This window comes from Streptomyces sp. NPDC102402, assembly GCF_044765765.1.
Classification (GTDB): Bacteria; Actinomycetota; Actinomycetes; order Streptomycetales; family Streptomycetaceae; genus Streptomyces.
On sequence record NZ_JBIWKR010000006.1, the window covers coordinates 152,426 to 164,292 of the forward strand.

General features: G+C 70.2%; 10 protein-coding genes. 7 read left to right on the forward strand and 3 right to left on the reverse strand.

The genetic code is table 11. The annotated features are described in order from the left end of the window. Window positions 1–16 precede the first annotated feature (16 nt). Window positions 17–247: a twin-arginine translocase TatA/TatE family subunit gene (locus tag ACIRJR_RS19980; protein ID WP_403782270.1), complete on the reverse strand. Its 231-nt coding sequence runs from the start codon at window positions 245–247 to the stop codon at window positions 17–19. A 131-nt stretch (window positions 248–378) separates the two neighbouring features. Beyond that, a complete protein-coding gene (locus tag ACIRJR_RS19985) occupies window positions 379–1,365 on the reverse strand; it encodes a sporulation protein (protein WP_403782848.1) in 987 nt (328 codons plus the stop codon). A gap of 157 nt (window positions 1,366–1,522) precedes the next feature. On the opposite strand from ACIRJR_RS19985, the gene ACIRJR_RS19990 reads away from it, so the two are divergent. The 6 genes from ACIRJR_RS19990 (at window position 1,523) to ACIRJR_RS20015 (ending at window position 7,777) form a co-directional block, all read left to right on the forward strand. Then, window positions 1,523–2,017, forward strand: a complete 495-nt coding sequence (locus tag ACIRJR_RS19990) for a MarR family winged helix-turn-helix transcriptional regulator (protein ID WP_403782273.1) — start codon at window positions 1,523–1,525, stop codon at window positions 2,015–2,017. Window positions 2,018–2,117: 100 nt separating this feature from the next. Then, window positions 2,118–4,247 (forward strand): MMPL family transporter, encoded by a 2,130-nt coding sequence (locus tag ACIRJR_RS19995; protein ID WP_403782276.1) that lies wholly within the window; start codon window positions 2,118–2,120, stop codon window positions 4,245–4,247. A gap of 9 nt (window positions 4,248–4,256) precedes the next feature. Next, window positions 4,257–4,673: a hypothetical protein gene (locus tag ACIRJR_RS20000; protein ID WP_403782279.1), complete on the forward strand. Its 417-nt coding sequence runs from the start codon at window positions 4,257–4,259 to the stop codon at window positions 4,671–4,673. Window positions 4,674–5,228: 555 nt separating this feature from the next. Next, window positions 5,229–5,897: a TetR family transcriptional regulator gene (locus ACIRJR_RS20005; RefSeq protein WP_403782282.1), complete on the forward strand. Its 669-nt coding sequence runs from the start codon at window positions 5,229–5,231 to the stop codon at window positions 5,895–5,897. After that, window positions 5,894–6,670: an SDR family NAD(P)-dependent oxidoreductase gene (locus ACIRJR_RS20010; protein ID WP_403782285.1), complete on the forward strand. Its 777-nt coding sequence runs from the start codon at window positions 5,894–5,896 to the stop codon at window positions 6,668–6,670. Before ACIRJR_RS20005 ends, ACIRJR_RS20010 begins: the two co-directional genes overlap by 4 nt. A 66-nt stretch (window positions 6,671–6,736) precedes the next feature. Beyond that, on the forward strand, window positions 6,737–7,777 hold the full coding sequence (locus tag ACIRJR_RS20015; protein ID WP_403782288.1) for an NAD(P)-dependent alcohol dehydrogenase: 1,041 nt from the start codon (window positions 6,737–6,739) through the stop codon (window positions 7,775–7,777). A gap of 89 nt (window positions 7,778–7,866) precedes the next feature. On the opposite strand, the gene ACIRJR_RS20020 is transcribed toward ACIRJR_RS20015, so the two are convergent. Further along, entirely contained in the window at window positions 7,867–9,351 is a 1,485-nt protein-coding gene (locus tag ACIRJR_RS20020; protein WP_403782291.1) for a SulP family inorganic anion transporter, read from the reverse strand. A gap of 1,992 nt (window positions 9,352–11,343) precedes the next feature. Here ACIRJR_RS20020 and ACIRJR_RS20025 point away from each other — a divergent pair. Further along, window positions 11,344–11,553: an MbtH family protein gene (locus tag ACIRJR_RS20025; RefSeq protein ID WP_403782294.1), complete on the forward strand. Its 210-nt coding sequence runs from the start codon at window positions 11,344–11,346 to the stop codon at window positions 11,551–11,553. The last annotated feature ends 314 nt before the right edge of the window (window positions 11,554–11,867 follow it).

The window sequence follows — 11,867 nt, forward strand, 5'->3', positions numbered from 1 at the left end:
CGGGGCGGGCAGGGAGTCAGTGAGGCCCGGGCTTCTCCGTGGCGGTGCCGCGGATGACGCGCGGACCGTCCGTGCCGTCGGCCTGCGGCGCCGCAGGGGGGACTCCGTCGGACTTCAGGGCCCGTGCCTCGCTCTTCAGGATCCGGGCCGACTTGCCCAGCGAGCGTGCGAGTTCGGGAAGCTTCCTGGCACCGAAGATCAGGACGGCGAGGAGGAGGAAGATCGCGATCTCGCTGATTCCGAACATGATGGCTGTCTTCTCCCTGGTGGATGCGGGGCGCTCTCCCGGCGCTCCGGACGGTCCGGGGCCACGGGGAGCGGAGCGCCAAATCTACAGCACTGTAGAAAGTGTTGACAGGGCGTCCCGGGGTGGGGCTGTCAGCCCTCGTCGCCACCCTCTTCCTCCTCGTCACCCTCGTCCTCCTCGAAGAAGTCGCCCACCTCGTCGACCACTTCGGCGGCGACCATCCCGCCCACGACGCCGACGGCGACCCCCGCCGCACCGGCGGCCACCACGGTGCCCATGCCGGGGGCGGAGTGATGCTCCGGCTGCCCGCCGCCGTGTGCGTGGACCTCGGGGGTGCCGTGCCACGCGCGTGCGTCGGCCATCGACCGGATCAGGCTGTCCAGTTCGGTGGTCACGTCGCGGGCCTCCGCCTCGTGGTGGCCCAGGGAGAGCCGGCTGAGTGCGTCGTCGCCCCCGGAGAAGCGGCCGCCGCGCTTGTCCGCTTCCAGGATGACCTCCAGCCCACCCGGGCCGGCCAGGAAGGTCACCTCGATCTCGTTGATCCGGTCGGCGTAGCGAGGTGCGGGCGAGAGCTCGATCTCTTGGTAGAACGGCAACTGCTGACCGCTGCCGCGGATGTGTCCGAGCTCCAGGTCGGCCGACCGGAAACCGAACCCGAGCTGTCCGAGCGCTTCGAGAACGGCCTCCTGGGCGGGAAGGGGAGTCACGGTGAGGCGGTCGAGGTCGCCCTTGTCCCTGGCGCCCGCCACCGAGAGCTCTGTCCGGACGCCGAGTACGATCCCGAGGTCCTGGCCGTGGAGCTCGGTGACCGGGGTTTCCCACGGCAGGGTCACACCGAAGGGGACGGCCTGCTCCTCGCCCTCGGGCAGCACGAAACCACCGGCGACGGTGAAGCGCTCGAAGGGCACGGCTCCTTCGGCCTCGCCGTCCCCGTGTTCCGCCTCGACCCTGGCGACGAGCTCCAGGGTGATGTGCTCGATCGTGACGTCGGCGGTGCCGCCCTTGAGCCGGACCTCGCCGCTCAGTGTGCCGCCGGGGCGGCCCCCTCCGGGGTGCAGCACCGTGTCCACGGTCGGGCCGCCCACGCCGAGTGAGCCGAGCAGCTTCTTGAACACCATCGTGGCGTTCACTCCTTCTTCCGTACGCGGAGAACGCGTTCAGCCTAATTTCTACACAACTGTAGAAGTATAAGGGCGGGATGGGCGGTGGAAGCGGCCCTGGCGGAGGGGTGCGGGTGGCGTCGGCGTGCCGCCGTACGCGCCCTACTATGGGTCGGTGGACAGTGCAGACGACCCTCGCGACGGATCTGGCGCGGATGTGGCGGGGGTGTCGGAGCTCCAGGCCCTCGCCGTGGAGCTGCGCAGGATGAACGGTGAGATCAACCGTCTTGTCCACGCCTTCGCGCACGCGCAGGGGCTGCACGCGACAGATGTGCAGGCGCTCGGCGCGATACTCGACGCGGACGCCCCTCTGACCCCCGGCCGGCTGCGCGAACACCTCGGCCTGACGTCGGGCGCGGTCACCGCGTGCCTGGACCGGCTCGAGCGTGCGGGGCACGTCAGGCGCGCGAGGGAGAGCTCCGACCGCCGAGTGGTGCACCTCTACTACGAGTCGGGGGCCAAGGCGGCCGCGCGCTCGTTCTTCATGCCGTTGGCCGAGGCGGCGGCCGGCGCGCGCGCCGTGTCCGGACCTCAGGAGATGGAGGCCGCCCTCCGCTTCCTGGGCCGTATGAACGGTGAACTCGCCCGCGTGGAGGTCCCGCGGCGCTGAGCGGCGAGCCCATGCCGGTGCGGAAGCGCTTCGTGGGCCATGTAATCTCAATCATTGAGATACATCATGATTGAGAGATAGCGGCCGACCCAGGAGTGTCATGTCCACCGCATCGAAGCCGGTCCGCCGGCTGGTCCTTGTACCTGTCTTCCTCGTCCTCGCCTGGCTGGTCGTCGGCGGTGCCTTCGGCTCGTACGCCGGGAAACTCGGGGAGGTGGCCACCAACGACCAGGCCGCGTTCCTGCCGCAGAGCGCCGAGTCCACCAAGGTCGTCGAAGCCCAGAAGGCGTTCAGCCGCCAGGAGACGGTGCCCGCGATCGTCGTCTGGACCTCGGACAAGGACGGCGGGAAGCTCGGCCCGGAACAGCGGGAGGCGGCGACGGCCGCCCTCGCCTCGGTCGAAGGCAGCCCCGGCGTGACGGGCAAGGTGAGCCCCGCGCTGCCGTCCGAGGACGGGAAGGCACTGCAAGGGGTCGTCCAGCTGAGGCCGGACCTGGGGGACGCGCTTCCTGACTCCCTGGCGGACATCCGGAGCGCCGCGGAAGGCGTCCCGGGGACAACGGTCGGACTGGCGGGGCCCGCTGCTTCCCAGGCGGACCTGTCGGACGCCTTCGCCGGCATCGACGGACTACTGCTCGGCGTCGCGCTGGTGACCGTGCTGGTCATCCTGCTCCTGGTCTACCGCAGCGTCCTGCTTCCCCTGATCATCATCATCGGCGCGGTGTTCGCGCTCGGGGTGTCCTGCGCGATCGTCTATGTCCTGGCCGACCACGACATCGTCCGGGTCGACGGGCAGGTCCAGGGCATCCTGTCGATCCTCGTCATCGGAGCGGCGACCGACTACGCGCTGCTGCTCACCGCCCGGTTCCGCGAGGAACTCTCGCGGAAGCCCGACCGCTGGACCGCGATGCGTGCCGCACTCCGCGAGTCCGCCGGGCCGATCACGGCCAGTGCCGCCACCGTGGCGCTGGGACTGCTCGCCCTCCTGCTCAGCGACCTGACCAACAACCGCGCACTGGGGCCCGTGGGGGCCATCGGCATCGTCTGCTCGGTGCTGAGCGCTCTCACCTTCCTTCCCGCGGTCCTGGTCCTGCTCGGCAGGGCCGCGTACTGGCCGTCCGCCCCCAAGAAGGGCGACGCGGAGCCCGAGTCCGGCACGACGGGCATCTGGTCGCGGATCGCCGGGCTGGTCGACCGCGCCCCGCGCAAGGTGTGGGCCGTCACCCTGGTCGGGCTGCTGGCCTGCGCGGCCTTCATGCCCACGCTGAACTCCAAGGGCGTGCCCCTGGAGGAGATCTTCGTCAACGACGCGCCGTCCGTCGCAGCGCAGGAGACCCTGGGGCGGCACTTCCCCGGCGGATCGGGCAACCCGGCCGTCGTGATCGCCGACGCGGGCCGGACGAAGCAGGTCGTCGCCGCCGCGGAGGATGTCCCCGGCGTCGCGAACGTCTCCGTCGTGACGGCCTCCGGACGCCCCGGTGGCGGGGAACCGCTCGTCGTGGACGGCCGCGTACGTGTCGATGCCACCCTGGTGGACGCGGCGGACAGCGACGCCGCCAAGGCCGCGGTCACGCGGCTCCGCGAGGCCGTCCACGCCGTGTCCGGAGCCGACGCGCTCGTCGGCGGCTACACCGCGCAGCAGTACGACACCCAGAAGACCGCCGAACACGACCGCAACATCATCGTGCCGGTGGTTCTGGTCATCATTCTGGTCATCCTGATCGGTCTGCTGCGCTCGCTGCTGATGCCGCTGCTCCTCGTTGCGACGGTGGCGCTCAACTTCCTGGCCACCCTCGGCATCTCCTCGCTGGTCTTCGAGCACGTCTTCGGCTTCACCGGCACCGACTCCTCCGTACCCCTGTACGGATTCGTCTTCCTGGTCGCGCTCGGGGTCGACTACAACATCTTCCTGATGTCGCGGGTCCGCGAGGAGTCCCTGATTCATGGGACCCGGCAGGGCGTACTGCGCGGACTCACGACCACGGGTGGCGTGATCACCTCGGCGGGCGTCGTCCTGGCGGCCACCTTCGCGGCCCTGGGGGTCATCCCGCTCGCCTTCCTGGTCCAGATCGCGTTCATCGTCGCCTTCGGCGTTCTGCTGGACACTCTCGTCGTGCGCTCGCTCCTGGTGCCCGCCCTGGTCAGGGACATCGGACGCACGGCCTGGTGGCCGGGCGCGTTGAGCCGGGGCGGGGAGGAGACGCCGGAGGAGACGAACCCCCGGTTGTAGCAAGGCCTCATGACGGGCGGGAACACCGAGCCGCACGCCCATGTCGTGAGTGCGGTTCTCCCGGCAGCGCTTCCGGGCATCGTCCGCCGCAGCGGTGCGGTGCCGCCGGTGGACACGGCCGAGGGCCTCGAAGCGCATCACGCGGCCACCGGCTTCCGCGCCTTCCTGCCCGCGCGACGCATGACCACCAATCGCCCGCGGACGGCTGGCGACTCGAGCCGGGTCGTCGCCGACTACGCGCGGGAGGCCAGTGGGCACGGTGCTGTGTACCCCGAGGCCCTCTTCTCGCCCGCCGGGCGGGTGGAACGCCTGGCCCCGGGGCTGGGAGCTGCTGCCCGGCAGGCCTGTGACGCGGGGCGTGCCGGTGCGCTGCGCGAAGAGGACGTCAGGACGCGGCACCAGGAGGGTGCGGGGGCCGCGACCTGATCCTCCGCGCCCGGACGCATCGTCAGACGAAGTGCCGGCTGGGCCTGTTCGGCGGCCTGTCCGTGTGTAGTCGGTCATGGATCAACCGTGACAGCCACCGGTGCGAAAGCCCTCCCCCATGCGTGCGACCCGCCTCCCCCTGCCGGGGGAGAAGCGGCGGGGAGAAGCGCCAGAGAGAAGCACCGGGGGAGAAGCGTCTCCGTCTCCCGGGACATGCGCTGCACAGCGCTCCCGCGTGTGCGTGGCTGATCGGCCCGGCGGCGCAGAGCGGCGAAGCCGTCCATCCGCATCCTCCCGCGTGTCCTCGGCCGGCGGACCCGCCGGGCGGGCGCCGGGTCCGGGCCCGCGAGGGCGGCGGCCGGGCGGCGCGCACGCGCTCGACGTCCGCAGCGGACGGGACGGCCTCCCCGTCCGCTGCCGTCCCCACCCGCCCTCGTGCGACATCACGCGACATCACGCGACATCGTGTGGTGCCGCATCGCCGCCTTCGGACCCCGCTAATGTCCCGTCGCGACAGATGTCCCGTCGGGACATTTGAAGGTGTACGGTGCAACTATGAAGGAAACAGGGAGTGGCCCGGACCGGCGCAGTCGCAAGGCGCGCATGACCCGGGACGCGCTGGCGCGGAGTGCGTTCGAGCTCGTACTCGACCGTGGTCTGCGGAGCGTGACGGTCGAGGAGATCGCGCAGGCGGCCGACGTCGACCGGCGCACCTTCAGCCGGTACTTCCCGAGCAAGGAGGCCGCCGTCCTCGACACAGTGCGGGGCGACGGCGACAGAATCAACCGAGCGCTCCGTGAGCGCCCCCCGGCCGAGCCACCGCTCACCGCCTACCGCCGGGCCGTCCTCGACTGGCTGGACGACCAGGAGGCGGAGCCCTGGCACCGTCGGCCCCGCATCTTCGACCTGCTGGTCATGGCCGAGGAGGAACCCACTCTGTACGCGGCCTACCACCACATCCGGGTGGATGCCCAGACGGAGTCGGTGGCGATTCTCGCGGAACGCCTCGGCGTGGACCCACGACAGGACCTCCGTCCCGCCGTGGCCGTCGCCGCGGGAGCCGGAGCGCTCCTCGCGGCCCAGGCGGCATGGGTACGGGGCGGCCGGCCGGCCGACCTGCCCACGTTCGTCGTACATGCCTTCGACGCCCTCTCCACTCACCTGCTGGATTCCCGGCAGGACGGGCCGGCGCCCCACAGCACCACTCAAGGAAGCACAGCATGAGCACCAACCTCCCCACCGCCTACGAGGCGGAGTTCGCCGGCAAGGTCGCCCTCGTCACCGGCGGCGCCTCAGGCATCGGCCTCGCCCTGGCCCGGCGTCTCGCCGGGAGCGGCGCGACCGTCGTCGTCGCCGACCACAACGAGGCGAGCGCCCGCGGGGCCGCCGCGGAACTCGAGGCCACCGGCGCCCGCGCCGCGGCCGTCGCCCTCGACGTCACGGACCCGGCATCCGTCGAGGCAGGCGTGCGGTTCGCCGTGGACACCTTCGGCTCCCTGCACCTGGCCGTGAACAACGCCGGCATCGGCGGCCCCGCGCAGACCACGGGCGAATACGGCATCGAGGACTGGAACAGGGTCGTCGCCACCAACCTCAGCGGCGTCTTCTACTCGATGCGCTACGAACTCCCGGCCATCCTGGCCTCGGGCGGCGGCGCCGTCGTCAACATGTCGTCGATCCTCGGCACCAACGGCTTCGCGAACTCCCCGGCCTACGTCGCCGCCAAGCACGGTGTCGTCGGCCTCACCAAGACCGCCGCACTCGAGTACGCGGCGCAGAACATCCGCATCAACGCGGTCGGCCCGGGCTTCATCGACACCCCGCTGCTCCGCGACACCGACGGACCGGCCCGCGACCACCTGATCTCCCTCCATCCGGCCGGCCGTCTCGGCACGTCGGAGGAGGTCGCCGAGCTCGCCGCCTTCCTCCTCTCGGACCGCGCCTCCTTCATCCACGGCAGCTACCACCTGGTGGACGGCGGCTACTCCGCCTCCTGATCCTCCGAGTGGTGCCACGCCACCACGGGGTTCACAAAGGAAGCACGGAGAAACGAAGGAGAGACCATGAAAGCCGTCCAGTACCGCACCATCGGCGCCGCACCCGAGGTCGTCGAGATCCCCGAGCCCGTGGTGGGGCCCGGGCAGATCCTGCTGAAGGTCAGCGCCGCCGGCGTCTGCCACTCGGACATCGCCGTGATGAGCTGGCCGTCCGAGGGCTTTCCCTACGAGCTGCCGCTCACACTCGGCCACGAGGGCGTCGGCACCGTCGCCGCACTCGGTGAGGGCGCCACGGGCGTCTCGGTCGGTGACGCGGTCGCCGTCTACGGCCCCTGGGGCTGCGGCACCTGCGCGAACTGCGCGGAGGGCCGGGAGAACTACTGCCTGCGCGCCGCCGACCTCGGCATCAACCCGCCCGGACTCGGCAACCCCGGTGCGATGGCCGAGTACATGATCGTCGACGACGCCCGTCACCTGGCGCCGATCGGCGGCCTCGACCCGGTCAAGACCGTCTCGCTGACGGACGCGGGCCTCACCCCGTACCACGCGATCAAGCGCTCGCTGCCGAAACTGTTGCCCGGCGCCACCGCCGTGGTCATCGGCACCGGAGGTCTCGGCCACGTCGCGATCCAGCTGCTGCGCGCCATGACGGCCGTACGGGTCATCGCGCTCGACGTCACCGAGGAGAAGCTCGCCCTCGCCAAGGCCGTCGGCGCCCACGAGGCCGTGCTGTCCGACGAGAACGCCGCCGCCGAGGTCCGTCGGCTCACCGGTGGCATCGGTGCCAAGGTCGTCTTCGACTTCGTCGGTGCCGAGCCCACCGTGAAGACGGCCGGTGCGGTCGCTTCCATCGACAGCGACGTCACCATCGTCGGCATCGGCGGCGGCCTGCTTCCCGTCGGATTCGGCGTCCTGCCCTTCTCCACGTCGGTCACCGCGCCGTACTGGGGCTCGCGCGGGGAGCTCGCCGAGGTCATCGAGCTCGCCCAGGCCGGCGCCGTCGACGTCCACGTCGAGACGTACTCGATCGACGAGGCTCCGCTCGCCTACGAGCGGCTGCACGCGGGCAAGGTCAACGGCCGCGCGGTCATCCTGCCCAACGGCTGACGACGACGGAGGACTCGCCGGGACGCCTGCTGAAGGCGCCCGGCGAGTCCTCCGTGCTCCGGGGTACCCGTGCTCCCGGAGCCCGTGGCTCAGGGAGCGGCCGTGATCACGTCCGACCGGGTCAGCCGCACGGGTTCGGTCCCGGACGAACTGTGCCGCTCCGCCCAGTTCTCCAGCGCCGTACGGCAAGCGTGGTCCAGGTGGTGCAGGCCGGAGAGATCCAGGTCGATGGGACGGTCATCGGGCAGGGCCTCCAGGCTGTCGAGTATCTTCGGCAGCCGCAGGAACGTCGCATTGCCCGACAGCCGGGCCCGGACGCGGTCACCGCGGCTGTCGACGACCTCCAGCTTGATGTGCGAGGCGTCCCAGGCCGCCTTGGCCACCGACAGGGCCAGACCGGTCAGCACGCCCTCGAACATGTTCACGGTGACGATCGCGACGGCGGTGACGACCAGGATCACGGCCTCGCCGCGGTGCTCACGCCACAGGGCGACGAGGGAGCGCAGCGGAATCAGCTTCCACCCGGCGTGGATGAGGATGCCCGCGAGGGCGGGCAGGGGGATGAGCTCCAGGGCGGACGGGAACAGTGCCGCGAAGAGGAGCAGCCACACGCCGTGCAGCACGCGTGAGGCCCGTGTCCGGGCCCCCGCCTGTACGTTGGCGGAGCTGCGCACGATGACTGCGGTCATCGGCAACGCACCGAGGAGCCCGCACACGGTGTTGCCCGTGCCCTGGGCCATCAGCTCCTTGTCGTACCGGGTGCGCGGCCCGTCGTGCAGCCGGTCCACCGCCGCCGCGCTGAACAGGCTCTCCGCGGAGGCGATGAGGGTGAAGGCCGCCACCGTCCCGAGCAGGCTCAGGCTCGCGAGCGCGCCGAACTCGGACAGGGCGGGGGACTGGACGGCGTCCAGCAGTCCCTGGACCTGGACCGTCCCGACCGGCAGATCGAAAGCCAGTGAGACGAGTGTGGCCAGGGCGACCGCGGCGAGTGCCCCCGGAACGGCCCGCACCCGCTTGGGCATCCGGTTCCACACCACCACCAGGACGATGGTCGAGACGGCGACCGCGAGGGATGTGAGGGCCGCGGGGGTCGACACCGCGTCGGCCAGCAGCCCTGGAATGCCGGCCATCTTTCCCGTGCCGGAGGCCGGCGCCTCGACGCCGGCGGCCGCGTAGAGCTGACCCGCGATGAGCACCAGCCCGATGCCCGCGAGCATGCCCTCGACGACCGAGACGGAGATGGCCCGGAACCAGCGGCCCAGCCGCAGTGCGCCCATGGCCAGCTGAAGCAGCCCCGCGGTAAGGACGATCACGCCGAGCGCGGGCAGTCCGAACGTCTGGACGGCCTCGAACACGAGCACGGTCAGACCGGCGGCCGGCCCCGACACCTGGAGGCTGCTGCCGCGCATGAGGCCGGTGACGAGACCGCCCACGATGCCGGTGATCAGACCCAGTTCGGCCGGGACCCCGGAGGCGACGGCCACGCCCACGCACAGAGGCAGGGCGACGAGGAAGACGACGAGGGAGGCGGCGAAGTCCTGCCGCAGGTGAGGGAACTTGGCGACACGGTCCATGGCGGCCCTCATCCCGTGCGGAAGGGAGCCGAGCGCACGTCGCCGGGCGGGGGTGCCCAGGCGTCGTTGTCGCTGATGACTGGGTCTTCTGCCGTGGGGGGATCGACGAGAGATTTCATGCCAGTGGTTCCTCCTGGCGCGCCGGAGGGCGGCGCGTCGGTACGCGTAATGAGAACTGAGGGCGTCGAAGGCGCGCTGAGACGGCCCCAGGCCGCCACGTCACGAAGGACCGCGGGCGGGGGGCAGGTCTCCGAGCGTCTCGGTCAGCTCAGCAGCGGAACACCTGAAGCACGGAGGAGGAGTGGGCGGCCGAGGATCTGGACGTGTGAGGGGCGTTGACCATCGCCGCGACGGCCGCCGGGGCGAGCATCCCGTCGGCGGCACCCGCCGGCGCGGAGCGAGGCGGCGGATCGGTGGCGGGTGCGGTCGCGGAGCGATGCCGGTCGCGATGGCGCAGAACACCGTTCGGCTCACCTCCGCGGTCGGAAGTGCCGCATGTGCCGTACTCGTCGCGCGCCGTGCTCGCGTCAGGGGCCCGGTCCGTTCGCACTCCCGCCGCGGACACATGGGGATCCGGAGATGAAGCGCCGGAGTTCGGGGCCAGAAGGAAGCACATCAGGAGAGCGAGAAGCAACCGGACCGCCGCTGTTCGCACTCTGCACCTCCTTCTGGACTTCACTCCGTCCATCGGGACGCTAACAGGCCTGAGTGCTTATGGAGTTAACCCCTCGTGAAGAGTCTGAAAGTGGATGCCTGACGAGTCGAATCATACGGATGACCCATGTGGCCTGGGCTTATACCACACAGCCGGTTCTCAGCATTTGAGATCCGCCACACCTGTGTGGCCCCTGCATATGCCGTGTGAGCGCCACTCGAGAAATTCGCACAATGGTTCGCCGTGTGGGTGAGCGCAAGCCCATCAGAAGGGTGGCCGGAGTTCAACGGATCGGTGGCCGGATCAATGCCCCCACTTTCAGGACCCGGAACTGCGGTGCGCGGCTGATTCCACTCGCTCAAGGCTGAACGGAAGTGGCTGAGGGGGTGCGCTGAAGCCCGCGGGGCTCCTCGGCGACCGCTGCCGGCGGACGGTGGGACCGGATGCGGGCACGGGGGAGTCCGTGCCTGCGAGCCGGTCCTCCCCCGTGCACGACATGCCCGTGGCGGCCGGGTGACTCCTCCGGTACAGCCCCGCTGGAAACGGTCGTCGAACCGGCAGGGATATTCGGTCGGAGTGCCTGGCCCGACCCGTCGCGATGTCCGCCACCTGTGGACGGCCCCGCTCCCGGGAGACCGACACCGAGCGTATCCGTGTGTCGTGGCCGGCCCGCGCGACCGCGCCGTCGCTGTCCACCACCAGTACGGCTACGCCGCCGCTGTCCACCGTGCTGCCGGTACGGCTGCGCCCGGGTCGCCGCCGCCTCCGCCGTACCGGCGGCGGCGATCGGCGGTCCTCGCCCTCGCGGGTCGGCCTGGCGAACCCGGACGTGAGATCTCTCGAAGGCCCTGGCCCGGATGGCGAGATGCGCGGGGCGCATGCCCGGCGCACGGGGGCGCGGCGCGCATTCAGGGTGCATACGGGGAGTGAGTGGGCGCACACGAGGGGCTATCCGGAATTGCGTGGGTCATAGCAAGAGATAATGACGCAATAAGGACATGGGGGTGACTTGAAGTTTTCGCAGCAAGCCGGTTGGCATATGTCCACGGTGCAATCTGCTTCCGTCGCCCCATTGTGTACTTGTGGGTAACAGGCTGAATTAACCTCTCGGTTCTCCCTGTTCCTCTAGGGTGACTGGCGTGAACGGGCGGGGTCGGGGAAGCCGCGTATCCAGCCTCGGTTTACCGTCGGTACGGTGCCATTGGCCCATGTGGCCCGGAACGTGTCCGGGGGCGAGGAATGATGGTGCGGCGACCGCTTGAAATGGTCGGTCAGGCAGTGTCCGGAAACGGGCGACGAGCAATCCGTCAAGACGGTGAGAACAGGTGGGGGACACCATGACAAACCCTTTCGATGACGAGTCGGGGCGGTTCGTGCCGCTGGTGAACGAAGAGGGCCAGTACTCGCTGTGGCCCGCGCATCTCGACATTCCGGGTGGCTGGCGGGCCGACGGTCCGGAAGGGTCACGTCAGGACTGTCTGGATCTGATCGAGCGGGCCTGGAGCGACATGCGGCCGGCCAGTCTGGTCAGGTCCATGGAGGGCTGACGCCCGATAGTCGCAGGTCCGGGGTGGCGGGGCGCTGCCTCGGGCGAGTGATTCCCGGTGATCAAATTTCATCAACTTAGCTCTTACTTTGATCGAAATTGATCGCATGGTGTCAATGATTGGCCCTTGATCTTCCGTGCTGATACCCCGTCATGCGCATTGTTCATACGCCATTCATCCAACCTCGGCAGGTCTCCCGCCGGCCTGTCCTGGACTTGTGGAACCACGCATGTCTCCATCCGGGTTACCGATATCCGGTGCGAGCCCCCGAGGGCGCTGAGGGGGATCGGTGGGACAGCTCTTGTCTCCGCGTC